This window comes from Pseudacidovorax sp. DMC4 (assembly GCF_056314265.1).
Genome location: NZ_JBQUYR010000011.1, coordinates 20783 through 47273 on the forward strand (window position 1 = coordinate 20783; position 26491 = coordinate 47273).

28 protein-coding genes and 1 tRNA gene are annotated in these 26491 nt (G+C 66.8%); 9 read left to right on the forward strand and 20 right to left on the reverse strand.

Annotation, left to right across the window (positions count from 1 at the left end):
- Nucleotides 1-2: 2 nt before the first annotated feature.
- From ACT54X_RS19865 to ACT54X_RS19875, 3 genes are read right to left on the reverse strand one after another with little or no spacing between them, the layout of a single operon-like run.
- Nucleotides 3-1226, reverse strand: coding sequence for a CaiB/BaiF CoA transferase family protein (locus tag ACT54X_RS19865; protein WP_295541679.1), 1224 nt, complete (start codon nt 1224-1226; stop codon nt 3-5).
- A 6-nt stretch (nt 1227-1232) separates the two neighbouring features.
- Nucleotides 1233-2021, reverse strand: a complete 789-nt coding sequence (locus ACT54X_RS19870) for an enoyl-CoA hydratase (protein ID WP_476348075.1) — start codon at nt 2019-2021, stop codon at nt 1233-1235.
- Nucleotides 2022-2061: 40 nt separating this feature from the next.
- Complete coding sequence (locus ACT54X_RS19875) at nt 2062-2841, reverse strand: enoyl-CoA hydratase/isomerase family protein (RefSeq protein ID WP_476348077.1); 780 nt, start codon at nt 2839-2841, stop codon at nt 2062-2064.
- Nucleotides 2842-2925: 84 nt separating this feature from the next.
- On the opposite strand from ACT54X_RS19875, the gene ACT54X_RS19880 reads away from it, so the two are divergent.
- From ACT54X_RS19880 to ACT54X_RS19895, 4 genes are all read left to right on the forward strand, one after another.
- Complete coding sequence (locus tag ACT54X_RS19880) at nt 2926-4125, forward strand: acetyl-CoA C-acyltransferase (RefSeq protein ID WP_476348309.1); 1200 nt, start codon at nt 2926-2928, stop codon at nt 4123-4125.
- Nucleotides 4126-4164: 39 nt separating this feature from the next.
- On the forward strand, nt 4165-6240 hold the full coding sequence (locus ACT54X_RS19885; RefSeq protein WP_476348311.1) for a 3-hydroxyacyl-CoA dehydrogenase NAD-binding domain-containing protein: 2076 nt from the start codon (nt 4165-4167) through the stop codon (nt 6238-6240).
- A gap of 112 nt (nt 6241-6352) precedes the next feature.
- Nucleotides 6353-7327, forward strand: coding sequence for a Bug family tripartite tricarboxylate transporter substrate binding protein (locus ACT54X_RS19890; RefSeq protein WP_058642793.1), 975 nt, complete (start codon nt 6353-6355; stop codon nt 7325-7327).
- 18 nt (nt 7328-7345) lie between these two features.
- A complete protein-coding gene (locus tag ACT54X_RS19895; protein WP_295529223.1) occupies nt 7346-8338 on the forward strand; it encodes a Bug family tripartite tricarboxylate transporter substrate binding protein in 993 nt (330 codons plus the stop codon).
- Nucleotides 8339-8474: 136 nt separating this feature from the next.
- Here ACT54X_RS19895 and ACT54X_RS19900 read toward each other — a convergent pair whose 3' ends face one another.
- Entirely contained in the window at nt 8475-9197 is a 723-nt protein-coding gene (locus tag ACT54X_RS19900) for a GntR family transcriptional regulator (protein WP_476348079.1), read from the reverse strand.
- Nucleotides 9198-9259: 62 nt separating this feature from the next.
- Here ACT54X_RS19900 and ACT54X_RS19905 point away from each other — a divergent pair, with 62 nt between their 5' ends.
- Nucleotides 9260-9502, forward strand: coding sequence for a hypothetical protein (locus ACT54X_RS19905; RefSeq protein WP_476348081.1), 243 nt, complete (start codon nt 9260-9262; stop codon nt 9500-9502).
- Nucleotides 9503-9964: 462 nt separating this feature from the next.
- On the opposite strand, the gene ACT54X_RS19910 is transcribed toward ACT54X_RS19905, so the two are convergent.
- From ACT54X_RS19910 to ACT54X_RS19975, 14 genes are all read right to left on the reverse strand, one after another.
- A complete protein-coding gene (locus ACT54X_RS19910) occupies nt 9965-10183 on the reverse strand; it encodes a hypothetical protein (protein WP_476348083.1) in 219 nt (72 codons plus the stop codon).
- 675 nt (nt 10184-10858) lie between these two features.
- Nucleotides 10859-11935, reverse strand: a complete 1077-nt coding sequence (locus tag ACT54X_RS19915) for a hypothetical protein (protein WP_476348085.1) — start codon at nt 11933-11935, stop codon at nt 10859-10861.
- Nucleotides 11936-11945: 10 nt separating this feature from the next.
- Nucleotides 11946-12485 (reverse strand): hypothetical protein, encoded by a 540-nt coding sequence (locus tag ACT54X_RS19920; RefSeq protein WP_476348086.1) that lies wholly within the window; start codon nt 12483-12485, stop codon nt 11946-11948.
- On the reverse strand, nt 12470-13126 hold the full coding sequence (locus ACT54X_RS19925; protein WP_476348088.1) for a hypothetical protein: 657 nt from the start codon (nt 13124-13126) through the stop codon (nt 12470-12472). Before ACT54X_RS19925 ends, ACT54X_RS19920 begins: the two co-directional genes overlap by 16 nt.
- A gap of 476 nt (nt 13127-13602) precedes the next feature.
- Complete coding sequence (locus ACT54X_RS19930) at nt 13603-14319, reverse strand: helix-turn-helix transcriptional regulator (protein WP_476348090.1); 717 nt, start codon at nt 14317-14319, stop codon at nt 13603-13605.
- Between the two features lie 124 nt (nt 14320-14443).
- Entirely contained in the window at nt 14444-15157 is a 714-nt protein-coding gene (locus tag ACT54X_RS19935; protein WP_476348092.1) for a hypothetical protein, read from the reverse strand.
- Between the two features lie 2 nt (nt 15158-15159).
- On the reverse strand, nt 15160-16341 hold the full coding sequence (locus ACT54X_RS19940) for a tyrosine-type recombinase/integrase (RefSeq protein ID WP_476348094.1): 1182 nt from the start codon (nt 16339-16341) through the stop codon (nt 15160-15162).
- A gap of 162 nt (nt 16342-16503) precedes the next feature.
- Nucleotides 16504-16578: transfer RNA gene (locus tag ACT54X_RS19945), tRNA-Arg, on the reverse strand.
- A gap of 48 nt (nt 16579-16626) precedes the next feature.
- Nucleotides 16627-17382, reverse strand: coding sequence for a lysophospholipid acyltransferase family protein (locus tag ACT54X_RS19950; RefSeq protein ID WP_294378040.1), 756 nt, complete (start codon nt 17380-17382; stop codon nt 16627-16629).
- A gap of 40 nt (nt 17383-17422) precedes the next feature.
- Entirely contained in the window at nt 17423-18706 is a 1284-nt protein-coding gene (locus ACT54X_RS19955; protein WP_476348096.1) for a dihydroorotase, read from the reverse strand.
- Between the two features lie 138 nt (nt 18707-18844).
- Nucleotides 18845-19807 (reverse strand): aspartate carbamoyltransferase catalytic subunit, encoded by a 963-nt coding sequence (locus tag ACT54X_RS19960; RefSeq protein WP_304306150.1) that lies wholly within the window; start codon nt 19805-19807, stop codon nt 18845-18847.
- Nucleotides 19807-20304 carry a bifunctional pyr operon transcriptional regulator/uracil phosphoribosyltransferase PyrR gene (gene pyrR / locus ACT54X_RS19965; RefSeq protein WP_476348099.1) on the reverse strand — a complete coding sequence of 166 codons (498 nt, stop codon included), beginning with the start codon at nt 20302-20304 and terminating at the stop codon, nt 19807-19809. Before pyrR ends, ACT54X_RS19960 begins: the two co-directional genes overlap by 1 nt.
- Nucleotides 20301-20711 carry a Holliday junction resolvase RuvX gene (gene ruvX, locus ACT54X_RS19970; RefSeq protein ID WP_476348101.1) on the reverse strand — a complete coding sequence of 137 codons (411 nt, stop codon included), beginning with the start codon at nt 20709-20711 and terminating at the stop codon, nt 20301-20303. Before ruvX ends, pyrR begins: the two co-directional genes overlap by 4 nt.
- Complete coding sequence (locus tag ACT54X_RS19975) at nt 20704-21327, reverse strand: YqgE/AlgH family protein (protein ID WP_476348103.1); 624 nt, start codon at nt 21325-21327, stop codon at nt 20704-20706. The genes ruvX and ACT54X_RS19975 overlap by 8 nt, the downstream gene beginning before the upstream one ends.
- On the opposite strand from ACT54X_RS19975, the gene ACT54X_RS19980 reads away from it, so the two are divergent.
- A complete protein-coding gene (locus ACT54X_RS19980; RefSeq protein WP_476348105.1) occupies nt 21328-22824 on the forward strand; it encodes a cryptochrome/photolyase family protein in 1497 nt (498 codons plus the stop codon). It begins immediately after the preceding gene.
- Nucleotides 22825-22885: 61 nt separating this feature from the next.
- On the opposite strand, the gene xdhC is transcribed toward ACT54X_RS19980, so the two are convergent.
- Nucleotides 22886-23704, reverse strand: a complete 819-nt coding sequence (xdhC, locus tag ACT54X_RS19985) for a xanthine dehydrogenase accessory protein XdhC (RefSeq protein ID WP_476348107.1) — start codon at nt 23702-23704, stop codon at nt 22886-22888.
- Between the two features lie 116 nt (nt 23705-23820).
- Here xdhC and ACT54X_RS19990 point away from each other — a divergent pair, with 116 nt between their 5' ends.
- Complete coding sequence (locus tag ACT54X_RS19990; RefSeq protein ID WP_476348109.1) at nt 23821-24327, forward strand: hypothetical protein; 507 nt, start codon at nt 23821-23823, stop codon at nt 24325-24327.
- 45 nt (nt 24328-24372) lie between these two features.
- Here ACT54X_RS19990 and uraH read toward each other — a convergent pair whose 3' ends face one another.
- Entirely contained in the window at nt 24373-24723 is a 351-nt protein-coding gene (gene uraH / locus ACT54X_RS19995) for a hydroxyisourate hydrolase (protein ID WP_294378014.1), read from the reverse strand.
- A 128-nt stretch (nt 24724-24851) separates the two neighbouring features.
- Here uraH and ACT54X_RS20000 point away from each other — a divergent pair, with 128 nt between their 5' ends.
- Both ACT54X_RS20000 and puuE read left to right on the forward strand, forming a co-directional pair.
- Nucleotides 24852-25517 (forward strand): GntR family transcriptional regulator, encoded by a 666-nt coding sequence (locus ACT54X_RS20000; RefSeq protein ID WP_234196637.1) that lies wholly within the window; start codon nt 24852-24854, stop codon nt 25515-25517.
- Nucleotides 25518-25524: 7 nt separating this feature from the next.
- Entirely contained in the window at nt 25525-26484 is a 960-nt protein-coding gene (gene puuE, locus ACT54X_RS20005; RefSeq protein ID WP_476348111.1) for an allantoinase PuuE, read from the forward strand.
- Nucleotides 26485-26491: the final 7 nt, after the last annotated feature.

Here is a 26491-nt window from a genome sequence, read left to right on the forward strand (position 1 = left end):
GTTCAGACCACGCCCTGGGCCATCAAGGCATCGATGTGCACGTCGTCCATCCCCGCGAGCTCCTTCAGGATCTCGCGGGTGTGCTCTCCGACGAGCGGCGGCGGCCGCGATGCGCCCACGGCCGAGCACGACATCCGCAGCGGGTTGGCCACCAGATGCATCGAACCGCCGAGCGGATGGTCGACCTGCTGCAACATGCCCCGGTGGCGCACCTGCGGATCGGCGAAGACCTCCGGCAACTCATTGACGGGGCTGGCAGGCACGTCGGCCAGTTCCAGCCGGGCCAGCACGTCGGCCGACTCCATCTGCGCCAATGTGGCCGCCAGCAGATCGACGAGCACGGCACGGTTGGCGATGCGGCGGGACGTGCTGTCGAAACGCGGATCCCCGGGCAACTGGGGCAGGCCGATGGCCTCGCACAGGCGGCCAAACTGTGCGTTATTTGCCGCCACCAGGAAGATGGACCTGTCCTTGCACCGGAAGGCTTGCGATGGCACGCCACCATAGCCGCCGTTGCCGCGCCGCAGCGGCGCCTCGCCGGTTGTCAGGTAGCTCATCGCATAGTGGGAGAGCGTCGCGACGGTGCAGTCCAGCAGCGCCATGTCGACGTGCTGGCCCAAGCCGGTAGCCTGGTCGCGCTGGCGCAGCGCGGCCTGGATGGCCATGACCGCATACAGGCTGGTGATCACGTCGACGATGCTCATGCCGACCTTCATGGGCTCCTCCGGATGGCCGCTTGTCGCCATAAGGCCACCCAGCGCCTGGAAGATGCCGTCGTAGCCCGGGCGACGTGCATAGGGGCCGTCCTGGCCGAAGCCCGTGATGGAGCAGTACACCAGGCGCGGGTTCAGTGCGCGCAGCTGTTCGTGGCCCAGGCCGTAGCGCGCCAGCGTGCCGGCGCGGAAGTTCTCGATCAGCACGTCGCTCTGCGCCGCCAGTCCTCGCACGATGTCCTGGCCCTCGGCCGAGCCCAGGTCGATCGTCATGGATCGCTTGCCGCGGTTGCAGGCAAGGTAGAACGCGGCGGTGTCGGTCGGCTTGCCGTCGCGGTCGCGCAGGAAGGGCGGGCCATAGGTGCGGGACTCGTCACCCTTGCCAGGCCGCTCGACCTTGATGACGTCGGCGCCCAGGTCGGCCAGCCACTGGCCCGTCATGGGACCGGCCAGGATGCGGCTCAGGTCCAGGACGCGGATGCCGGCCAACGGCTTGTTCAGCGCTTGCTGCATGGTGCCTCAGCGTCCCACGAAGACCGGCTTGCGCTTCTCGGCGAAGGCCCGGATGCCTTCGCGGTAGTCCTGGCTGGCGTAGCACGCGAGGAAGAGCGCCTCGGCCTCGTCGAGCTCGCGATCTGCCGGGTCCCGCACGATCTGCGCGATGGCATGCTTGACCTGTTTCAGCGTCAGCGGCGCACCCGCCGCAATCTTCTGCGCCATCTGGTCGATGGCCGCGGCGAAGCCTTCCTGTGGTAGTACCTCACCCACCAGGCCCTTTGCGCAGGCCGTGGCCGCGTCGAAGGTCTTGCCGCCGATCAGCAGTTCCTTGGTCGCGGCTGGGCCGATAAGGTCGCTCACCCGGCGCAGGCTCTTGTAGCGGTAGCCGATGCCGTAGCGCATGGCCGGCTGCGCGAAGGTGGATGGCGGCGTCGCCAGGCGCAGGTCGCAGGACACGGCGACCGAGATACCGCCCCCGATGCAGTAGCCGTCGATGGCCGCGATGGTGGCCTTGGGCGTGTCGTACAGAAGACGCAGCGCGCGCTCGCCGGTCCGCGCGTAGTGCTCCTGGGCACCATCGCCCATGCGCTCCTCCTCGTAGCGCGAGACGTCGGCACCGGCGACGAAGGCCTTGCCGCCCGCACCGCTCACGACCATGACGCGCACCTCGTCGTCCGCGTCGAAGCCGGCCACGGCGTCGCCCAGGCCTTCCCACATCTCCAGCGAGATCGCGTTGAGCTTGGACGGATTGTTGAAGACGATGTAGCCGATGGGGCCCTGCTTGCGCACGAGGATCTTGTCTGTTTTCATGAGCTTTCCTGGTTCTGTGTGATGAATGAAAGAGCCCCGTTCACTGGCCGGTCCAGCAGGCCTGGCGCTTTTCCAGAAAGGCGCGGGTGCCTTCCCGGAAGTCCTCTGACGTGACCGAAAGCGGCACCATGCTCGCCTCGTGCTCCATGAAATCGTCGAAGCTCGACGAAGGCGCGAGGTCGAACATGCGCTTGCCGATGCCAAAGGCAATGGTGGGACCTCGGGCGTACTCTTGTGCGACGGAGCGTGCCTCATCGAGCAGTTGCGAATCGGGCTCGACACGGCTGACCAGCCCCATCGCGAGCGCCTCGGTGGCTGGGAACATCCGGCCCGACAGCACCAGCTCCTTGGCACGCAGGACGCCCAGATAGCGGGTGAGAAACCAGACGGCGCCGGCATCCGGCGGCAGGGCGATTCGCCGCTGCACTTGGCCGAAGCGGGCCGATTGGCCGGCCAGCACCACGTCGCACGCCAGCGCCATCGACAGGCCCATGCCGACCGCGACCCCCTGCACCGCCGCCACCACCGGCTTCTGCAGGCGCACCATGGCGCGCATCAGGCGCTGCATGTGCCGCACCCGGTAGAGAGAGCCGCCCAGGCCGCCCTTTCCCATCTCTCCGATGTCCGCCCCGGCACAGAAGTCGCCGCCCGCGCCGGTAAGCAGGACCGCCCTCACCTCGTCGTTGTCGGCCAGCGCTTCGAACATCTGCGCGAGGCCGTCGCGCATCTCCAGCAGCATGGCGTTCTTCTTGTCTGGCCGGTTCAGTTCTATGTGGGCTACGCCGTCCGAGACGGTCTGGATGAGATAGGGGCTTGCCATGGCTTGCTTTCGATGTCGGTGCTGATAGCATAATGTCATGACATTTAAATCGCAAGCATTTCAACGACGCGACGCTTCATGACGATCCACGACGCTCTTATCGTTTCGACGGCTCGGACGCCCATCGGCAAGGCCGGGCGCGGCGCATTGAACGACACCCATGGCGCGGTGCTCGGCGCGCACGTGCTCCAGCATGCGCTGGCGCGCGCCGGCACCGTCGAGGCCGCGCAGGTCGAAGACGTCGTGCTGGGCTGCGCCTGGCAGGAAGGTGCAACGGGCAGCAACATCGCGCGGCAGTCCTTGCTGCGCGCCGGATGGCCGGAAGCGGTGGCCGGCGCCACCATCGATCGCAAGTGCGCGTCGGGCCTCCAGGCGATAGCGCAGCAGGCCGCGCGCATTCGATCGGGTGAAGCGGACATCCTGGCCGCAGGCGGCGTGGAGTCCGTGTCGCTGGTGCAGGACCACCGAGGCCGTCATCGCGTACAGGACGAATGGCTCGCGGAGCATGTGCCAGGCCTCTATCACAGCATGATCGCCACGGCGGAGACCGTAGCGCGCCGCTACGGCATCGGCCGCGAGGCCCAGGACGCCTATGCGCTGGAGAGCCAGCGGCGCACGGCGCGCGCCCAGGAGGCAGGCCGGTTCGATGCAGAGATCTGTCCCATCGACGTGCAGCAGCGCAAGTTGGCAAAGGACGGCACCGACCTCGGCACGGTCGCGAGGCAATTCGCGCGGGACGAAGGCAACCGGCCGGACACCACGGCAGATGGCCTGGCGCGCCTGACGCCCGTGGTGGGAGCCGAGGGCACCGTCACTGCCGGCAATGCCAGCCAGCTGTCCGATGGCGCCTCGGCAGTAGTGCTGATGAGCGAACGGGCCGCCGCCAGTGCCGGGGCCCATCCGCTGGGCATCTACCGCGGCTACGCCGTCGCCGGCTGCGCCGCCGACGAAATGGGCATCGGACCCGTGCTGGCCGTGCCAAAGCTGCTGCGTCAATGCGGCCTGCGCGTGGCCGACATCGACCTGTGGGAGCTCAATGAGGCATTCGCCGTGCAGGTGCTGCACTGCCGCGACCGCCTGGGCATCCCAGACGATCGGCTGAACGTCGATGGCGGCGCTATCGCCCTAGGCCATCCCTTCGGCATGAGCGGCGCGCGCCTGGTGGGCCATGCGCTGATCGAAGGCCAGCGCCGCGGTGCCCGCCACGTGGTGGTCACGATGTGCGTGGGCGGCGGCATGGGTGCCGCGGCCCTGTTCGAAGTCCTTCCGCCTGCGCGCGCCTGAATCCCACCAAACCTCTCTGGAGTTCCTGCTTTGACCACCGTGCAGTACATGCTCGACAGCGACGTCGCCGTCATCACACTCAGCAACCCACCCATGAACGCGCTCAATGCCGCCATGCGCACAGAGCTGGTGGAAGCGCTGACGCGCTTCGCCGGTGATGACGCGGCCCGCGCCGCGGTACTCATCGGCGCCGAGGGTCGCTTCGTGCCGGGCGCCGACATCCGAGAGTTCGGCAAGGGCCTGAGCGCGCCGGGCATCAACGTCTCGGTGCGCTGCATGCAGGCGTCGGGCAAGCCGGTGATCGCCGCGCTCGCGCGGCACGCCCTCGGCGGGGGTCTGGAACTGGCGCTGGGCGCCCATTACCGCATCGCCACGCCCGACTGCCAGCTTGGGCTGCCCGAGGTCAACATCGGCCTGCTGCCCGGGGGCGGCGGCACCCAGCGCCTGCCGCGCGTGATCGGCGCCGAGCGGGCGCTGGCCTTGATGCTCGACGGCAAGTCCATCGGTGCGAGCGAGGCCCTGACGCTGGGCCTGGTGGATGCCGTCGCTCAGGCCGACCTGCTGCAGGACGCCCTTGCCTTCGCCCGGCGCATGGTCGATGCGGCCCTGCCACTGCCCAGCGTGGACGCGCGCCGCGACCGGCTGCAGGATACCGACCCCGCGCTCTTCGCCGACCTGCGCCGGCAGAACGCGCGCAAGTGGCGCGGCCTGCTCTCGCCCGGACTGATCGTCGACTGCGTCGAAAAGGCCGTAAGCGTGCCCATCGAGCAGGGCCTCGCCTTCGAAGCGGAGGCCTTCAAGCGCTGCGTGGACAGCCCCCAGCGCGCGGCGCTGATCCACGTCTTCCAGGCCGAGCGCACCGCTGCGCGCATCCCTGGGCTGGAGGGCGTGGCGCCGAAGCCTATCCATCGCGCGGCCGTGGTCGGTGCAGGCACCATGGGCAGCGGGATCGCCATGAGTCTGGCAAACGCCGGCATTCCCGTGACCCTAATCGACACAACGCAGGAAGGCTTGGCGCGCGGCATCGGCATCGTCGAGCGCAACTATGAGAACTCCGTGCGAAGAGGCAGCCTGTCGGCAGACAGGGCACAGCGGGCGCGTGCCTGCATCACCACTGGCCTGGATCTCGGCAGCGCCGCCGATGCCGACATCGTCATCGAAGCCGCCTTCGAGGACATGGCCCTGAAGCAGCAGATTTTCGGCCGGCTGGACGAGGTGATGAAGCCGGGCGCCATCCTGGCCACCAACACCTCGACGCTCGACATCGCACAGATCGCACAGGCCACGAAGCGGCCGGCCTCGGTGGTGGGCACGCATTTCTTCAGCCCCGCCAACGTGATGAAACTGCAGGAGAACGTGCGCACTGAACAGACGGCCCCGGAGGTGGTCGCCACCGTGACGGCACTGGCCAAGCGCATCGGCAAGGTGCCGGTGCTGGCCGCCAACAAGGACGGCTTCATCGGCAACCGGATCCTCGCGGTCTACGGGCGAGAGTGCGACTTCCTGGTCGAGGAAGGTGCCACGCCATGGCAGGTCGACCGCGCGCTACAGGGCTTCGGCTTTCCTATGGGCCTGTATCTGATGCGCGACATGTCCGGCCTAGACGTGGGCTGGCGCATCCGCCAGTACCGCGAGCAGTTCCGCGACAAGTCCCTGCGCTATTCGCCCATCGCCGACCGCCTGTGCGAGGCCGGCCGCTTCGGCCAAAAGACCGGTCGCGGCTACTACGTCTACGACGGCCAGGGGCCGTCGGCCAAGGCGAGCCCGGATTCGGAGGTCGAGCGCCTCATCCAGGGCGTGTCCGCCGAGTTGGGCATCGCCCGGCGCGAGATCTCCGATCAGGAAGTCGTCGACCGCGTGCTGACGGCCATGGTCAACGAAGGCGCGCGCATCCTGGAGGAAGGCGTCGCGCTACGCGCGAGCGACATCGACGTGACCTATATCTACGGCTACGGCTTCCCGCGCCATGAGGGCGGCCCGATGTTCTGGGCTCAGCGGCGCGGCCTGGACTGGGTGCTGGCGCAGGTGCGGCAGCAGGAGGCGACACAAGGTCGGCTCTGGGCGCCTTCCCCGACCCTCGTCCAGGCTGCCGAACTGGGCCGCTGGCCAGATTGAAAGCGGCCCTTTCCCTGCGGCCATGGGCCGGCCGCCTGTGACGAATCATCGACAACAAAGGAGACAGGACATGCCAACGCACGAGTTTCGGTCCGCAAGCAGGCGGCGGCTGATGATCGCGGCCGCATTCAGCACGCTTGCGCTGTCGGTCACCGCACCGACGCATGCGCAATCGGACTATCCGACCCGCCCGATCAAGATCGTGGTGCCGTTCCCGCCAGGTGGGCCTACGGATGCGGCCACCCGCCTGCTCGCTCAGGAGATGCAGGCCAGCCTGGGCCAGCCCGTGATCGTCGACAACAAGCCGGGCGCAGCCGGCGCACTGGGCATCGACATGGTGGCCAAGGCGCCTCCTGACGGCTACACGCTGGGCATCAGCGGCGTGGGCCCGACCATCCTGCTGTCCTTGCTCGACCCCAAGCTGCCCTACAAGCCGCTCACGGACCTGAGCTTTATCGGCTCCACCGGCCAGACCGAGCTGATGTTCGTGGTGGCCAGGGACGTACCGGCGAACAACATGCAGGAACTGCTGCGCCTTGCAAAGGAGCGCGCAGCGCAGGGCAAGCCGCTGACCTATGGCAGTACCGGCCTGGGCGGTCCCATCCACGTCTCCTTCGAGTACCTGAAGCTGCTGGCCAAGGTGGACATGGCCCACATTCCCTACAAGGGCGACGCGCAGCAGCTGCAGGACCTGATGGGCGGCCAGGTGGAGGTCGCGCTGCTCTCGCCCACCGTGGCCATCGCCCAGGTCAAGGCCGGCCGCATCAAGGAGATCGCGGCCGCGGGCGCGCGGCGGTCCAGGCTCACGCCAGACCTACCGACGGCGGCGGAGAGCGGCGTCCCCGGCTACGACGCCAACGTCTTCACCCTGCTGGTCGCGCCGGCGGGTACGCCACCCGCGGTGCGCGACAAACTCAACTCGGCGTTGAACGATGCGCTGAAGAAGACTGCGGTCCAGAATCGCTATGCCGAAATGGGCATGGCGCCCCAGATCATGACCGCCTCCCAGACTCGCGACTTCATCGTGGAGCAGACGAAGCGCTGGGGCGACGTGGTTCGCCAGACCAAGGTCACGCGCGACAACTGATCAACCAGGAGACATTCGATGGCGAACAATCCCTCGCGGCGCACCGTGGCAGCTGCGCTGCTGGCGGGCCTCTGTGGCCTGCTCTCCGCGGCCGCAGCTGCTCAAAACTGGCCGGCCCGGCCCATCACCCTGCTCGTGGGCTTTCCCGCGGGCGGTACCACGGATGTGGTGGCGCGCGTGATCGGCAACGAGCTGGCGCGACGCCTCGGCCAGCCCGTGGTGATCGAGAACCGCGCAGGTGCGGTCGGCACCATCGCGGTATCCGCGCTTCAGGCAGCGGCTCCCGACGGGCACACCCTGATGATGCTGGTGGTGCCCACGGTCAACTTCTTTCACTTCTACGGCAAGAAGTTCGACTACCAGAAGGACGTGGAACCAGTCGCCGAGATCTACGACCAGTACAACGTCCTGGTCGTCAATCCAGCGGTGGCGGAGTTTGCCGATGTCCATACCCTGCCCCAGTTGATCGCCAAGGCTAAAGCGAACAGCACCGGCATCAACTACGCGAGTAGCGGCGTGGGCAGTCTGGGCCACCTGACGATGGAGCGCATCGCGGGTGCGACGGGCATCCGCTGGCAGCATGTGTCGTACAAGGGCGCCGCACCGGCCATGACCGATCTGCTCGGTGGACAGATCGGGGTGATGTATGCCGACTCGCAGACGGCCTTGCCCCACATCCGCTCGGGCAAGCTGCGCGCCATCGCCGTGAGCTCCGAGGGTCGGCAGGCCGATCTGCCCCAGGTGCCGACTATGGCGGAACAGGGCGTGAGCGGCGTCGTCGCCGTGCCCTGGGGCGGCCTCGTCGCGCCCGCCCGCACCCCGCCTGCGATCGTTGACAGGGTGTCGTCGGAGATCCGGGCGATCCTGGAGACGCCTGAGGTCCGGGACAAGTTGCGCCAGGCCGGCGTCGTACCGGCATACAAGCCAGCCGCAGATTTCGGCCGCTTCATGGCGGCAGAGTCCGCCGCCTGGGGCAAGGTCATCGCCGAGCGTGGCATCAAGCCGGAATAGCCTGGCGTCTTCACGCCATGGCTGGCGGGCCGGGGCGGGAAGGCCACCGATGGGGCCGCATGCTGGCACTTTTCTGATGGACTATGGTCTCCCTGAGTCCGCTGCACTGCACACGGCAGTTCGCGCGACGGCGCGATCAGATCCTGCCCGCGGAGCGCGCCAGTTCGATTTTGAAGGTGTAGCGCTGCGGGTGGTAGTGCACCACTGCCAGTTCGACGTGGCGCCCCGACGCCGCGGTGTAGAGACGGCGGATCTGGAGAATCGGGCTTCTGAGCTTCAGGCCCATGTGCTCGGCGATGAGCTCGGTGACCGCCACGGGCACCACGGTCTGCTCCACCCTCACCAGCGGCTCGCCCAGTTGTTCCTCCAGTTGCCTGCTGATCGAGACGTTCCCTCGGGCGGGGATCTTGGTCAGTCTGGCTGCCAGATCGGACGGAACGTAGATGTCGGTCAGGGAAACGGCATCGGCATCCACACACCCCACCCGAACGATCTTCTGCACCTGCGAGTCGGCTGGCAGTTGCAAAGCTTCCGCAACGAAGCCGGACGCCGGCAGGGTCTCGCGAGACAGCTGCCGGAAGGTGAGCGCGTCGGAGTACGCAACAGCGTCATGCAGTGAGCCCACGTGGCTGACGAGACGGTTCGCATAACTGGCCTCTGCCACGAAGGTACCCAGTCCGCGCTGACGCATCACCAGCCGCTTGGCTACAAGGTCTTCCATGGCCTTTCGCACGGTGATGCGGCTGACGCCATAGCTCTCGCAGAGTTGCAACTCGGTAGGCAAAGGATCCCCGGGCTTGAGTTGCCTCGACGTGATGCGCTTTTCCAGGTCCCGTGCGACTTGGTAGTACAACGGCACGGGCTGCGCTCCGTCGATCAACGTGCGGGGTGGGGGGACGAGAGGACTCATGTCATCCCATTATGACTAACGCGATCTGCCGTACCCGAAGCCTGCTGCTTGCTAACCGCGGTCACCGACGCGTCCAGCAGGCAAGCGTGATCGCGAGCTGGTATTTGGCTATCCAAGGGCTTCACCGCCTCTTCACCATACCGGGAGTCGGCCATGCAGGCACCCTGATCGGCGCAGGCACAGGAAGCTCACCCATTCCCATGCCCAACAACGCGCTGGGCAAAGACGAGTTGTTCACCGCGCTGATGACGTAGCAAGAGGAAGGCGTAGCTCCGGAGCGGATTCTGGTGAGCGCCGGTGTCAGCCCAGTCGCACCATTTCTGGATGAGCTCACCAAGGACCCGGCGAGCGGTGCCGCAATTCTTAGGGCTGCTGGACTTGGCACCGCCGGAGCACTCATCGCGCCCTCGCTTGTGACTGTCATGGGCTCCAGCACCTTGGGGTCGGCTGCTCTTGCCATGGGCCTAGTTTCCGCGCCAGTGTGGCCCATCGTGGCAGGTGTCGATGTGGGGCTCGCTGCCGGTTAGACGGGCGTGCATGCCAAGTCTGACGTTCAGGATGTTGCTGCCTTTGGCCGGCGAAACTGCTTAGCAACTCCTAGCCGGGCAAGTGTGTCTTTGCGCCACTCGCTGCCAAATGGCCGGCAGCCCGGCCTTTGCCCCCCTCGACGGCGCGTAGCAGCAGGGCGCCACAGATGGTGAGTGACGGCGGCGCCGTCACGCACCAGCGCCTGGCTCCACGTCAACCTCGGGCGGCAGGTCGTGGTAGGGGTCATCCGCCTTTGCTCTAGCGTGATCCGCCAACGCGTAGCGGATCTCGTCGTTGGTGTTGTTGTACTCTTTTGCTAGACCATCAATTTGCGATTGGACGTCGTCCGAGATCCGGCATTCAGGGTCGCGAAGGTCATTAACGGTCTCACCATCGACCTCGCCCATAACCGCGTTCCGAAATACGAAGTCAAGTCTGGCCTCGGGGACAGTGCAGGAATCGGACAAAAGCGTGTGCTGTGATGACATGGCAAAAGATCAGTTGGCTCTTCATCATAGTCAACCACAGTCTGGCTCGCGTTGTCCAGCTGGGCGCTCGATGACTCTCTGCCATACAAAATCGCCAGCGCCATCGTTGCCCTTCGGCTCGATGGGAGTTGCTTCCTGCGATGTATTGCAGACACGGCGCACCGCCTAGCGCTCCGATATCGAGCCGGCCGCTGGTGCTCGCTACATGGCGGTAGCCAACCGGTCGCGGGCGGGTTACTGAGAGCAGCTTAGTGCCTATGTGAGGCTAGCAGCGCAGCAGCTGATCTTAGGGCCGCTAGCTCAGCGCTACCGTCTACTTGCACGCAAAGAGGCATCCTGCCTAAGCGGCGGGCTAGGCTAGCCACCGCTACGGTAGTTCGAAGCTGTGCGCGGCATCATCGCTGTATGACAAGCGGCACTTACCTATGCCAGTGCCACTGCATCGTATTCAGGTCTACCGTACCAAAGCAGTTTCCGGGCGATGCCCCTCGTGAAGTCGGCATGCGACGCGCCAGCCGTCGGAGCGACCTGCAAACGAGCGCGCGCGGACGGCGACTGGCTTCACCGCCCCCGCACGCGTCGCCTACTCCAGAGTCACCACTTCCTCTCCCACTGGGTTGGCACTTGGCGGAGTTCGGAACTGGACTTCGTCCGGCTCGACGTCTTGTCAGGTCTGCTCGGTACGAGCGGCAGCAGCCCACCGCCATAGATGAAGTACGCCGCGGCGTCGGTGAGTTCCGACTGCAGACTGTCGCCTTCCGCATTGAGCAGCCGACCCCGATAGCGAACCTGCAGGTTTGCTCCTTTGCAGATGACGTAGCTGCTGCCTGCGCCCGCCTCCTTCTCCCACAACTCGCCCGCCTTCTCGTGCAGGCGGATGCTGGCGTCCTTGGGCTGCTTGGCGACGATGACCATTGCGTGGATTCCGACATTGAGCTGTCCGTCTTGCTGCGGACACATCTCGGCGCTGACGATCCGCGCGTCCAGCTCCTTGCCGACCTTCTGCAGCCACGTGCGCGCCAGCGAGGCCATTGCCTGCGCCGTCGCGGCTTCACCGTGCTCGACGTGCGCCGGGCAAGGCGCGTACAACTCCAGCCGCAGCACGACGGCGTCGGGATACTTCTTCGCTAGGCCCAGGAGGCGCGCCTTCAGCTTGCGCAGCTTCTCCTCCAACTTCAGCTCATGCTTGACTTCGCGCTCGACCTGGGAGCGGCAGCGCATGAGCTTGATCAGCGGTGTGAATTGCTTGTACAGCATTTCCGCCCATCGCCAGGGATTGGCCTGCAGTACGTGCTGCACTTGGTCAGGGTGCATCCGCATGCCCATGAACGGACTCATGTGCTTGAAGACGGCCAAGAGCCGCGGGTCGTCCACGCTCATCAGTCGCGCTTGACCAGCCGTCTGACCCACGTACGCCAGAGCGGCCAGAAAGGTGATGGCGTCCTGGGCCAGCCAGAGCCAGTCGCCCGTCGGCGTCTTGCGCACCTTCACCCAATCCTCGACCACTGCCGGCGCGCGGCCGGCGAGGTGTTTGATCTTCAACAAGGCGGCATGCCGCTTAGTCAGCGGCAGATGGTTGGAAGCGGCCGGGACGGCTAACTGGGACGGAGCCAAGGCCCCCTCATATGCTGCCAGGGCCGCCGCCGAGGCGATGCGCGAAGCTTTGTGCATCAAGGCCTCCTCAAATCCACGTCACGAAGCGCTCGGCAGCCAAGTGCAGCGGCACGCGCATGATGGGCGGCTTCATCTTCGGCTTCGGACCGGGCTTCTTGAGCGGGCCGCTCGGGAAACCCTTCATCCCGAAGGTGCGCTGGCCACCGAGGTCGAGTTTCACGAAGAGATTCGCGGCCGTGAAGTAGGCGCACAGGGCGCGCACACCCATGATGGTGTTCGGGTTCTGGAAGTCGATGTGGCCGATCATCCGGTAGCGGTACTCGTTCACCTTCTCGTGGCAGTTGAAGTAGCAGTCCTTGCTGCCGCCGGTCATGTCTTTCCACTTCTGGCCGAGGACCTCGGCCAAGACCGTGACAGCTTCGGTGCTGTCCGGGGTGAAGACCGCCCAGAAGTGGATGTGGTAGCCACGGTGGCGGCCATGCTCGAGCGCCCAGGCGGTCGTGAGCAAGCTGCCCTGGTAGGTCTCGCGCAGCCAGCGCATGAATCGCTCGCGCAGGGAAATGAGGCGAGCTGCCACCTCGATGTCGGGCTTCACGCCGAGCGGCAAGGGCGGCTGCGGGGGTTGTCCAGGAACAGGTCCAGACGCACGCTCACGACGTGGCGGTGGCGTTCGGCGAGCCAGTCAACGCCATTCATGAAGCGGCCGAAGTTATTGCGGGCGTTGCGGCTGAAGTTGTCGACCGCGCGCTTCATCTCGGCGCTGCGCAGGCGCTTGCGCACGATGGCGAGGACGCGGGCGGCGGCCTTCTCGAAGCGCTTGGCCTCGATCAGGCTCATCGGGCCTTTGGTGTGGGTCACCAGAGTCTCGAGCGGGAAGAGGCGCAGGAGCTGCAGGAAGAACTTCAGCACCGGGCTGAGTTTGTGGTGGCAGTACGTTCCGATGAGCATCGGCCAGTCGGCCTTCAGGGCCGCCTTGGCCATCTCGCCCAGCTCGGTGAATTTGATGCTGACCTTGCCGCTGGCCGATGTCTCGATGGTCAGCAGCGGCATGTTGGTACGCGCAGCCTTGGTGCTGAGCTGCGAGAGGTTGTAGAGGGGGCGGTCGTAGGTCTCGACCAGGTACATCTTGCCGTCCACGTGCCGCTCCCGGCGGCGGGCTGTGAGTGCGGCCTTGGCGGCCAGGCAAGCGGCGGCTTCTTTGGATGGCGGGCGCTTGATGGCGCCGCGGGGGCGTGAGGGCAAGGTCATGGTCATCCTCATGGTCCTCGGTTGATTTTTTTGTGAAGGGCGAGCACCCTCAGGGCTCAGGATCCAAAGCTTTGCCGATAAGGCCGGGTAGCCCGTCGGCATTGCTCTTCGATGGGGAAGGTGACGAGCGTCACCGTGTTCGGAAGCGGGCTGAGATCTCGGACTGCGCGCTGCTTGAGGCAGCGCTCCTGGAGACGGGCGGTTTGCAATATCTCTAGGGAGATCGCAATCTCAGCAACGCCTCTTGGCATCGAGCAACCCGCTGGCAGACGCATCAGGCGGAAAATCGCGTGTCCTACGACGTTCCTGGCGGCACGGCCAGACTTGATCCGCTTGTTCCGCTCGCGCGCCGCGCCGTGCGAATTTCGCGCGGGGCGCGGTCTCGTCCGGCCGTAGACTAGTTCCGCCAAGAGCGAAAATTAGGCCGCTCGAGGGCGGCCTGTCCCTTGGGCTGGATCGCTATGCCGGTGACCCGGTCACGCGTCGCGCTTCTTCGCTTGCGCGTCGATCCACGCTGCGACTTCGGCCCACCGCCAGTACGGCGTCTTGCTGCCGGCCAAGTGCAGTGGCTGCGGGAACGTGGGGTCGTAACGCGTGCCCTTCTTGTTCAGCACGTAGCTGAGCTTGGATTTGCTCCAGGCCAGCATGGTCAGCAGATCTTGCTTCCGCATGAGCGATTCGTCATCACGGGAAGCCGGCTGCCGGCTCACCTCAGGCGTCGGCGGCGACGTGCCGGCATCTGCGGCCGGGCTCGCCGAGCCTGGCGGCTCAGCGCGGTGCTTCTTGGGCGAACGCTGCTTCTTGCGCGGCGGCGTGTTGGTGCGCTTCTCGTCCGGGGGCGGTGCGCTCGGGGGGACCGGTTGCTCGGAGTGCGCGCAGTCAGCGAACGCTCCCGCGGACATGTGAGTAGCGCCTGCAGAGGGAGGCAGAGCGCTGTGGATCGCAGCCGGCTGAGCCTCGATCTGCCAAGTGCCGCCGTGCAACGACGGTCCGGGTTGGCCCACTTCGCAGTGGACGCCTTGGGCGGCCGGCGACTGGTGCGGCAGCGTGGCTTGGTCGTCGGCCGCCTTCGGTAGGGCAGTGGACTGCTTAGCCGCCTCCTCCTGCTTGCGCATCCAGTACATGCGCTGCCAGAGACTCCAGCGCAAGGCTTCGGGCGGGATTGCCAAATACGGTCCTGGGGGAAAGTTCATTTTGTGCTCCGTTGAAAGTGTCGGAGCCCGCATGGTGCACAACGGCTTAGCACACCTCCATCCCAGCAAGGCCTAGATGGGGAACTTTTTTTTGTAACCAAATAAGTCTTTGGTGTTGACTGGTTCAGTTGCCGCTGTCGGGGGTCCAACCATCCTTAATTTCATTGAACCATTTGTAAATAGTGTTTTCGCATGGCGGCCTTTTTTCTTCGGGGGAGTCCGCTCGGAAAATGACTTGACGGTTTTTGACGATCGTTGCTGCAATCGCCTTAGGATTTGCCATCATGTAGTTATAGAGAACGGTTTGACGTGGAAGATGGTGAATTTTTGCTTTTGTAGACCCACCTAAAGCCCCAGTTTTTTGTTGCTCTTCATCAACAATTTTACGGGTGGTTTTCGCGTGCCCAGTCAATAGTTCCGCTGGGCCGAGATGATATATTGCCTCTTTCATCGCCCGAAAGGCCTGAAGGTGATTTCCTCTATGTGAGAAGAATTGAGCGGCGGCCAGGTGCACGGCACTTGCAAGGGTGCATTGAAATTTCATGTTTAGCCGCAGATCCGGGTGCTCGGCGAGCAGCAGCTCAATCAGATAGGACTCGTGATGAATCGTGATCGCGTGCCGATAGCCTTCAAATATCTTTCGATCACTCTTCACTTTTTCGAGGAGCCCACACGCTATGTTGTTTTTGAAATACTCGAGCCCTTGGGCCTGCTCGAAAGAAGCGTAAATACCCGCTAGTTTCGGCCAAGTTAAGCTTATTTGCTCCGCCAACATCCTGCCGAGACCCAACAGATAATCGGCAAATTCTGGATCATCGATCAGAAACGACTTTTCCATTTCTATCTTTCCATTTGGTCGAAAACGTTGTCTGCCCACCACTGCATCATTTCCGCACGTTGCTTCAAATAGCTTGATCGGTTATAGGCCGCCCGAACTTGATCCCTTTCAACATGCGCAAGTTGACGCTCGATCACGTCTGGCGGCCATCCATGCTCGTTGGCCATGGTTGAGAACAGCGCACGGAAGCCGTGGGCTGTGGCCGAGTTCTTGTAGCCCATCCGCGCCAAAGCACTGTTGAATGTGTTCTCGCTCAGCGGCTTGCTCGGATAGAACGGACTGGGAAAGACCAGTTCTCGGGTCCCGCTCAGCGGCACCATTGCCTCGATAACCTCCACGGCCTGCGTTGACAAAGGCACCACGTGCTCGCTGCGCATCTTCATGCGCTCAGCAGGGATACGCCAATGACGCGCCTCCAGATCGAACTCGCTCCACCGCGCACCGCGGACTTCCCCTGGACGTGTCGCCGTCAGCAGCAGAAGGCGTAGCGCGTTAACCGTGTGGGTGTCGCCCGAGTAATCGTTCAGCTGGCGCACAAAGTTGGGGAGCTCCGCCGCCGAGAGGGCGGGCCGGTGCTGTACGCGTCGCGGCCGCAGGATGTCGGAGGGCACTAGGTCGACCATCGGATTGCTTTCCACCCGCATGTAAGTGACCCCGTAGCGATACACGGACTTGATGCGCTGTAGCACGCGCATGGCGACCTCCGAGGCACCACGCTTCTCGATGCCCTTGACCAAGTCCATGACCACGCGAGGCGTCACCGACGGGGCAGGAAGTGAGCCGATCACCGGGTAGACATCCGCTTCGAGAGATGCACGGGTGCGCTGAAGCGTCACTGCCTCCCAACGCCCGGCTTGGTGAGCCAGCCACTCCCTGGCGAGCGCCTCGAACGTGTTGACGGCATCGCCGTCCACGGCGTGCTTGATCAGCTTTTTCTGGACCATCGGGTTGACACCCGACGCCAAGGTCGCACGTTCTCGCTGCAAGCGTTCTCGCGCCTGCACCAGACTGACTTCCGGGTACACGCCAAACGCCATCGTGAAGCGCTTGCCAGCGAAGCGATAGTCCCAGCGCCAGTACTTGCCGGTCTTGTTGACGAGAAGGTACATGCCACCCCCGTCAGCAATCTTGCGTGGCTTGTCAGATGGCTTGGCGTTGCGGCAAGCGAGGTCCGTCAGGGGCATGACGGTATCTTCGCATACCTGCCGCCAAGATACCGCCAGAACTACCGTCAAAAGCGTTGGCTGGTGTGAGATGCGGTTGTCGAGCTTTGCGCATCCAAGTAGGCACTTCCAGAGGGAACCGAAGGCTGTTTGGCAACCGTTGGGATCCACCAGATCCCAATGTGGTGCCCCCAGCAGGAATCGAACCTGCATCTGCCCCTTAGGAGGGGGCCGTTCTATCCATTGAACTATAGGGACCGGGGCACTGGCCGCGCGCCGTGGGAGGCCGGCGGCAGGCCCGCGACTTTAACCCAAGCGGCCGGCCTCGCCGCGCAGGGCCAGCACGTCGGCATGCAGGCTCTGTGCCCAGCCGCGGCGGTCGTGGCCCTCGGCCGGTTGGGGTTCACCGAACTGCACGACGGCCACCAGCGGTGGCGCGCGCAGGGTGCGCCACAGCGAGCTGATCAGGGTGTCGTCGTCGATGTAGATCGGCGCGAAGCTCACGTCGCCAGTGGCGGCATCCAGGAAGCGAAGCGCCACCGGCTGCACCGGCGCATCGGCCGAGATGGCCGACTGCAGCAGGTTGGCATGGAAGGGCAGCAGGCCGCGGCCGTCGCTGGTGGTGCCTTCGGGGAAGACGGCGATGCGGTCGCCCGCGCGCAGCGCCTCGGCCATGTGGTGTGCCACGCGCAGCGCATCGCGGCGCTTTTCGCGCTCGATGTAGAGCGTGCCGGCGCCGGTGGCCAGCGTGCCGATCAGCGGCCAGTGCCGCACGGCCGACTTGGAGACGAAGCGCACATGGCGGGCCGCATGCAAGGTCATGATGTCCAGCCACGAGACATGGTTGGCCACCACGAGCACCGGCCCCGTCTGGGGCACGGGCCCGCGCACCACCAGGCGGATGCCCAGCAATTGCAGCGCGCGCTGCGCCCAGCGCTCCACATGATCGGCCCGCGCCGGCGCGTCCAGCGCATCGAATCGGCGGCGGATGATCCACCAGCCCCGCAGGGCATGGGCCAGCAGCCGCACAAGGCGGCCAAGCGCGACAAGGGATCGGGGCATGGGTGTCGGTCGACGAACGCGAAGGAGGCCGGCGCGCCGCTCAGGCGGCTTCGTGCACCAGCTGTCCGCCCACGAAGGTCGCGCGCACGGCGCCCACCAGCGCATGGCCGGCAAAGGGCGTGTGCTTGCCCTGGCTGCGCAGCGCCTCTGGCAGCACCTGCCATTCGCGGCGCGGGTCGGCCACCACCACGTCAGCAGGGCCGCCCACGGCCAGGCGGCCGAGTTGCGCGCCGGTCTCGCCCAGCAGGCGCGCCGGCGCCTGGGTGATGGCCTGCACGGCGCGCGAAAGTCCGGCACCGCTGCGCTCCGCCCACAGCAGGGCCAGGGGCAGCAGCAGCTCCAGGCCGGTGGCACCGGGCTCGCTCTCGGCGAAGGGCAGGGTCTTGGCGTCGGCCTCCACCGGGGTGTGGTCGGAGACCAGCGCGTCGATGGTGCCGTCGGCCAGCGCGGCCGAGAGCGCATCGCGGTCGCGCTGCTGACGCAGCGGCGGCGTCAGGCGCGCGCGGCTGTCGAAGAAGCCGATGTCGGTGTCGGCCAGATGCAGCGAGTTGATGCTGACGTCGCAGCTCACCGGCAGGCCGGCCGCCTTGGCCTCGCGCACCAGCTGCACGCCGGCCGCGCTCGACAGGCGACACAGGTGCACGCGGGCGCCGGTGGTCTTCATCATCTCGAAGATGGTGAACAGGGCGATGGTCTCGGCGGCCACGGGCACACCCGACAGGCCCATGCGCGTGGCCAGCGCCCCGCTGGCGGCCACGCCCTTGCCCAGGTCGCGGTCCTGCGGACGCAGCCACACGGTGTAGCCAAAGGTGCTGGCGTACTGCAGCGAGCGCTGCAGCACCACGTTGCCGGACAGCGGCACCTCGGCCTGGCCGAAGCCGATGCACCCGGCCTCGGTCAGCTCGGCCATCTCGGTCAGCACCTCGCTCTTGAGGCCGCGCGTGAGCGCGCCCTGCGGAAAGAGGCGGGCCTTCTGCAGCTTCTCAGCGCGGAACTTGAGCATCTCGACCAGGCCGGGCTCGTCGAGCACCGGGTCGGTGTCGGGCGGGCAGACCAGGCTGGTGACGCCACCGGCGACCGCCGCGGCCATTTCGCTTTCGAGCATGCCCTCGTGCTCGTAGCCGGGTTCGCGCAGACGCGCGGCCAAGTCGACCAGACCGGGCAGCACCAAGCAGCCGGTGGCGTCGATGGTGCGCTCGGCCGCGAAGTCGGCGGGCAAGTCACCGATGGCGGCGATACGGCCGTCCGCGATGGCCACGGCAGCCACCCCATCGAAGCCGGAGGCGGGGTCGATCACCCGGCCGTGTTGGATCAACGTATTCATCATTCTTCCCATCAGCAAATGGCGTCCGAGCGGCGTAGCGAGCGCGTCGAGCTTGTGCCGAGCAGCGCAGCCGTACTCATGTACGGCGAGCAGCACAGGCGCAAGATCGGCGCGCGCAGTAGCCGAGCGGGCGCCATTTCATGCTTCGTTACCTGCCACGATGCTCATGACGGCCATGCGGACCGCGATGCCGAAGGTCACCTGCGGCAGGATCACGCTCTGCTTGCCGTCCACCACTTCCGAGGCGATCTCCACGCCGCGGTTGATGGGCCCCGGATGCATCACGATGGCGTCGGGCTTGGCCAGCTGCAGCTTCTCGGGCGTGAGGCCGTAGGTCTTGAAGTACTCCTGGCTCGACGGCAGCAGCGCGCCGCTCATGCGCTCGTTCTGCAGGCGCAGCATGATGACCACGTCGCAGTCCTTGATGCCCTCTTCGAGCTTGTGGAAGACCTTCACGCCCATGGGCGCGAGGTCGGCCGGCACCAGGGTACGCGGGCCCACCACGCGCACCTCGGCGGCGCCCAGCGTGGTCAGCGCGTGGATGTCGGAGCGGGCCACGCGCGAATGCAGCACGTCGCCCACGATGGCAACCGTCAGGTTGGAGAAGTCCTTTTTGTAGTGGCGGATGGTGTACATGTCGAGCAGCCCCTGCGTGGGGTGCGCATGCCGGCCGTCGCCCGCATTGATGACGTGCACATGCGGTGCCACATGCTGCGCGATCAGGTAGGGCGCGCCCGATTCGCTGTGCCGCACCACGAACAGGTCGGCCGCCATCGCGCTCAGGTTGGCGATGGTGTCCAGCAGCGTCTCGCCCTTGGCCGTGGAGCTGCGGGCGATGTCGAGGTTGATGACGTCGGCCGACAGTCGCTTGGCCGCGATCTCGAAGGTGGTGCGGGTGCGCGTGCTGTTCTCGAAGAAGAGGTTGAACACGCTCTTGCCGCGCAGCAGCGGCACCTTCTTGACCTCGCGGTCGCTCACGCTGACGAAGTTGGCGGCGGTGTCCAGGATCTGCGTGACGATGGCCTTGGGCAGGCCCTCGATGGACAGCAGGTGAATCAGCTCGCCGTTCTTGTTGAGCTGGGGATTGCGTTTGTAGAGCATCAGGTCTGCTCCTCGACGTTGAAACGCAGGCTGCCATCGTTGCCCCGGGCGAGCGCCAGCAGTTGCGTGTCGGGCAGCGTGAGATGGGCCGCCGCGAAGTCCGCCGCCACCGGCAGCTCGCGCCCGCCCCGGTCCACCATCACCGCGAGCCGCACGCAGGCCGGACGGCCGAAGTCGAACAGCTCGTTGAGCACCGCGCGGATGGTGCGGCCGGTGTAGAGCACGTCGTCCAGAAGCAGCACGTCGCTGCCGTCGACGTCGAAGGGCAGCTGCGTCTGCGCACTGGCGGCCATGCCGCGGCGCGCGAAGTCGTCGCGGTGCATGGCCGAGGAGATGACGCCGGGCGCGCCGGCCAGGCCCAGGTCTTTCTGCAGCCGCTCGACCAGCCAGGCGCCGCCGGAGGTCACGCCCACCAGGCGGGTGTGGTCGCGCATCAGCGGCTTCACGCCGGCCAGCAGCGTCTGGTAGAGCCCCTCGGCATCGGGCAATGCGTTCACGGAAGGTTCCTCAGGAATTGTTCAAGGATGATGCAGGCGCTGGCGGCGTCGGCGTCGCGCGCGCCGGAGGCGATGGCTTCGGTGGTGCTGTAGCGCTCGTCCACCTGGTAGACCGTGAGGCCGAATCGGCCGTGCAGCTGGCGGGCGAAGCGCAGGGCGGCGCGGGTGTTGTCGTGCGCGGCGCCGTCGGGGTGATAGGGCACGCCCACCACCAGCGCATCGGGCTGCCATTCGCGGATGCGGGCCTGGATCTGCGCGAAGCGGGCGTCGCCCTCCGCCTTGATCGTGGCCTGCGGCGTGGCGCTGCGCAGCAGGCGGTTGCCGCTGGCCACGCCGGTGCGCTTGAGGCCGAAATCGAAGGCGAGGAAGCTCTGGAAGTGCGCGGGGACGTCGGCGTTCTCAGGCATGGCCGGCTTCCGGCGACAGGGTCCAGGCGGCCAGGCCGAGCAGCGACAGCGCCTTGTCATAGCGCTGCTCCACCGGCGTGTCGAAGATGACGGCCGGGTCGGCGCCCACGGTGAGCCAGGCGTTCTCGGCGATCTCGGATTCGAGCTGGCCCTGCTCCCACGACGAATAGCCCAGGGTGACCAGCACCTTGCGTGGGCCGGCGCCGGTGGCCATGGCCTCCAGCACGTCCTTGGAGGTGGTCATCTCCAGGCCGCCCGGGATGGTCATGGTGGAGGCGTAGACCGAGTGCGGCTTGCCGTCGTCGGCCGGCGGGGCGCCGGTGGTGTCCTCGCCCACGACGGGTTCATGCAGCACGAAGCCGCGTTCGGTCTGCACCGGTCCGCCCTGGAAGACGGGGGCATTGTCGAGGTCGGGGCGGGCCAGGCGCAGCTCGATCTTCTGGAACAGGCCCTTGAGGTCGATGTCGCTCGGCTTGTTGATGATCAGCCCCAGCGCACCGCGTTCGCCGTGTTCGCACAGGTAGACGACGCTGCGGCTGAAGGCCTGGTCCTGCATGCCCGGCATCGCGATGAGGAAGTGATGCGTGAGATTGGTCAGGGCAGAATCGACGGACATATGCCTCCAATTTTAGTGGCCGTCGACAAGCCCTTCGCCCGGGGGCTCATGTGGTTCCGGCGTGACCTGCGGGTGCAGGACAACGCGGCGCTCTACCACGCACTGCGCAGCTGCCGTGAGGTGGTCTGCGCCTTCGTGTTCGACCGGGCCATCCTCGACGCTCTGCCCCGGCGCGACCGGCGGGTCGAGTTCATCCAGGAGTCGGTGCTGCAGTTGCAGGCCGCCCTGCGCAGCATGGGCGGTGACCTGGTGGTGCGCCATGCCGTGGCCGAGGAAGAGATCGCCCCCCTCGCCCGCCAGCTGGAGGTACAGGCCGTCTTCGCCAACCGTGACGACGAGCCCGCCGCCCTGGACCGCGACGCTCAGGTGCTCGGCGCCCTGGCCAATGCGGGCGTGAGCTTCCAGACCTTCAAGGACCATGTGGTCTTCGAGCGGGACGAGGTGCTGACCCAGGCCGGCGGCGTCTATTCGGTGTTCACGCCCTACAAGCGCGCGTGGATGGCCAAGGCGGAAGACGCCTTCTACCTGAGCCCCTACCCGGTGGAGCGCTACGCCGACGCCCTCATCCCCACGCCGGCCGAGCACCGCACCGAGGTGCCGGCCTTGGCCGACCTGGGCTTCGAGCCCACCAACCTGCACGAGCTGGGCCTGGGCGGCGGCATGGCCGGCGCGCGGCAGCTCTTCGACGAATTCGTCGGACGCATCGACCGCTACGACAGCACCCGCGACTTTCCCGCCGTGCGCGGTCCCAGCTACCTGGGTGTGCACCTGCGCTTCGGCACGCTCTCCATCCGCGAGGCGGCGGCCACCGCCCATGCCCTGGCCGGCAACGGCCGCCGCGGCGCCGCCACCTGGCTGGGCGAGCTGATCTGGCGCGACTTCTATGCCCAGGTGATGGCGCACCGGCCCGACCTGGCCGAGGGCAAGAGCTACAAGCCCGAGTACGACCGCATCCGCTGGCACCACGGCAAGCATGCCGACCAGCTCTTCGCCGCCTGGTGCGAGGGCCGCACCGGCTATCCGCTGGTGGACGCCGGCATGCGCCAGCTGGTGCAGTCGGGCTACATGCACAACCGGCTGCGCATGGTGACCGCAAGCTTCCTGTGCAAGGACCTGGGGTTGGACTGGCGCCGCGGCGAGGCCTTTTTCGCCGAACACCTGAACGACTTCGAATTCGCCTCCAACAACGGCGGCTGGCAATGGGCCAGTTCGAGCGGCTGCGATGCGCAGCCCTACTTCCGCATCTTCAACCCGGTGACGCAGAGCGAGCGCTTCGACCCGGAGGGCAAGTTCATCCGCCGCTACGTGCCCGAGCTCGCCAGGCTGTCCAACAAGATGATCCATGCGCCGTGGCTCGCCAAGCCGGTCGAACTCGAAGCCGCCGGGCTGCGCATCGGGCAGGACTATCCGGCGCCGGTGGTGGACCATGGCGAGGCGCGGCAGCAGACGCTGGCGCGCTATGCAGTGGCGCGGGAGAGCGCGGAGCGGGCGGCCTGAGAGGAATGGCTCATGGCGCTCGCGTTGGGCGATGTGCCCAGCGCGCGACTCCCCGCCGCGTTCAGCCGGCCGCCGTGCGCCGCTGCAGCAGCTGCGCCGCCACCGCGACGGCGATCACCTCGGGCTCCTTGCCCGTCACACCCGGCACGCCGATGGGGCAGGTGACGCGCGCCATCTCGGCCTCGCCGAAGCCGCGCGCTTCCAGCCGATGCCGGAAGGTGGCCCACTTGGTCTTGCTGCCGATCAGGCCCACGTAGGGCAGGTCGCCCCGCTCGCGCAGGCGCCTGAGGCAGGCAATGACGATGTCCAGGTCTTCCGCATGGCTGAAGCTCATGATGAGCACATGCGTGCCCGGCGGCAGCGTGGCCACGGCGTCCTGGACCGGCTCGCTATGCTCGGTGTGCACCTGAGCCGGCAATGCATCGGGGAAGACCCCATCGCGACTGTCGATCCAGCGCACCGAATAAGGCAGCGTGGCCAGCAGCCGCGCCAGCGCCAGGCCTACATGGCCGCCGCCGAAGATGGCGACGGGCGCGAGGTGCTCGGTGAGCTGCCGGCGCAGTTCGGCCGCATCGGCCGCCCCCACGCGGCGCATCGACAGGTGCACCACGCCGCCGCAGCACTGGCCCAGGCTGGGGCCCAGCGGGTAGCGCTTGCGCAGCGGCCCGGCGGCCGGCGACTGGAGCAGGGCGCGGGCCTCGTCGATGGCCTGGAATTCGAGCTGGCCGCCGCCGATGGTGGCCGTGAGGCCCCGCGCCCAGACCAGCATCCAGGTGCCGGCCTCGCGCGGGGCCGAGCCTTCGGTGGCCTCGACGCGCACCAGCACGCCGTCTTCGGCGGCCAGACGGGCAAGGCCGTCGTCGAGGGCGCCGGTGCTCATCGCGCGTCCCCAGGCAGCTGCGCGGACCGGTGCCGCGCAGCACCCCGGGCGGGGCCCGCAGGCGCCGTCATCAATGGAAACACGGCCGCGCCGCCGCGCAGGTATAAAGCCGCGCCATGATCAAGAACACCTTCTCGCGCCTGGGCCTGCTGGCCGCCTGCACCGTGGCCGCTGCATGGCTGGCCGGCTGCGGCAGCACCGGCTCCACGGTGCCGGGCCAGATCTCCGACGCCACGGCGCCGCGCGAAGCGGTGGCCGCCGCCGAGCCCGCGGGCAGCTCCCGCGCCCGCACACCGCGCGAGTACCGGCAGGATGCCGCCCGTCATGTCTATGCGCGCAACGCGGATCGCATCTACGCCGGCAAGCTGCCGCCCATGCTCTACGCCGTCGGCGTGCTGGAAGTGAAGCTCGACGCGCGCGGCCAGGTGACCGGCATGCACTGGCTGCGGGCGCCGAAGCACGCGCCCGACGCCATCGCCGGCATCGAGCGCACCGTCCTGGCCGCGGCGCCCTACCCGGTCGCCACGCGGCTCGGGCCCGTCGTGTGGACCGACACCTGGCTCTGGGACCGGAGCGGCCGCTTCCAGCTGGACACGCTGAGCGAAGGCCAACTGCAGCAGTAAGGCAGGCCCGCCGCTGCCGAACCGATGCAGAGGCGGGCGACGCATTCAGGACCCCCGGTACGTGGAGTAGCTCCACGGGCTCACCAGCAGCGGCACGTGGTAGTGCTGGTCGGTGTGGGCCACGCCGAAATCCAGCGCCACGCGGTTGAGGAAGTTGGGCTGCGGCAGCTCGACACCGCGCGCCTTGAAATACCCCGCCACATCGAACACCAGGCGATAGGTGCCGGCCTTGAGGCTGCTGTTGTCATACAGCGGCCCGTCGCTGCGGCCGTCGTGGTTGAGGGCGAAGCGCCGCACCAGCGTGGCCGCCTCACCGTCCGTCGTGTAGAGCGCCACTTCCATGCCGGCGGCGGGGCAGCCGTGCATCGTGTCCAGTACGTGGGTGCTCAGGCCCATGGGGCATCTCCTTGCGAGTCGTTGAAATGGACGGCAAAACGCACCGGGGTGGGACCGGGGCAGGACCGGGCGATCCGTCCACAAAAGTGTATACACATTTGTGTCGTGAAGCTATCATGCCCGCCATCATGGAGCCGACCACGACACGCGCGATCGTCGATGCCCTGACCCGGGCCATCGTCGAACACCGGCTGCAGCCGGGCAGCAAGCTGGCCGAACAGAAGCTGGCCGACCACTTCGGCGTCTCGCGCACGCTGGTGAGGCAAGCTTTGTTCCAGCTCTCGCAGAACGGGCTGATCCGCCTGGAGCCGGCACGCGGTGCCTTCGTGGCCGCGCCCTCGGCGGACGAGGCCCGCCAGGTGTTCGGCGTGCGCCGCATGCTGGAGGCCGAGATGGCGCGCGAGTTCGCCCGCCAGGCCACGACGGCGCAGATCAAGGCCCTGAAGGAACACGTTGCACAAGAAAAGGCCGCCGTGGCCGGGGAGGACGTGGAAGGTCGAACCGAGCTGCTCGGCGACTTCCATGTGCGCATGGCGGAGCTGATGGGCAATCAGGTGTTGGCGCAGATCCTGAGCGATCTGATCTCGCGCTGCGCCCTGATCACGCTCATGTACCAGAGCGCCGCCGAGGCCGCGCATTCCAACGACGAGCATGCCGACATCGTCCGCGCCCTGGCGGCGCGCGATGGCGACAAGGCTGCGCGGCTGATGACCGAGCACCTGCAGCACGTCGAGGACAACCTCACCCTGGACCGCAAGGTTCCCACCAGCGACATCACGCTGGCGCTTTCCTGAGACCCCCATGCCCACCGTCTACGACGCCACCCTTCCCTATCCGCGCGACCTCGTCGGCTACGGCCGCGATGTGCCGCATGCCCGCTGGCCGGGCGGTGCCCGCATCGCGGTGCAGTTCGTCCTCAACTACGAGGAGGGCGGCGAGAACAACGTGCTGCACGGCGACCCGGGCTCGGAGCAGTTCCTGTCCGAGATGTTCAACCCGGCGAGCTATCCCGACCGGCACATGAGCATGGACGGCATCTACGAATACGGCTCGCGTGCCGGCGTATGGCGCATCCTGCGCGAGTTCGAGCAGCGCGGCCTGCCGCTCACCGTCTTCGGTGTGGGCATGGCCCTGCAGCGCTACCCCGAGCTGGCCGTCGCCTTCAAGGAGCTGGGCCACGAGATCGCCTGCCACGGCTGGCGCTGGATCCACTACCAGAGCGCCGACGAGTCGCTGGAGCGCGAGCACATGCGCTTGGGGCTGGAAGCGATCGAGAAGCTCACCGGCGAGCGCCCGGTCGGCTGGTACACCGGGCGCGACAGCCCCCGCACCCACCGCCTGGTGGCCGACGATGGCCGCCTGGAATACGACAGCGACTACTACGGCGACGACCTGCCCTTCTGGATGAAGGTGCAGAAGACCGACGGCAGCGTCGTGCCCCAGCTGATCGTGCCCTACACCCTGGACTGCAACGACATGCGCTTCGCGCTGCCCCAGGGCTATTCGCATGCCGACCCCTTCTTCCAGTACATGAAGGACAGCTTCGACGCGCTCTATGCCGAAGGCGACCCGGCCGGCCTGGACCGGCCCAAGATGCTGAGCATCGGCATGCACTGCCGCCTGCTGGGCCGCCCGGGCCGCATCACGGCGCTGCAGCGCTTCCTGGACCACATCGGCCGCCACGACAAGGTGTGGGTATGCCGCCGGGTGGACATCGCGCGCCACTGGCGCCAGACGCATCCCTTCACCGGCGCGGTCTGAGGAGACA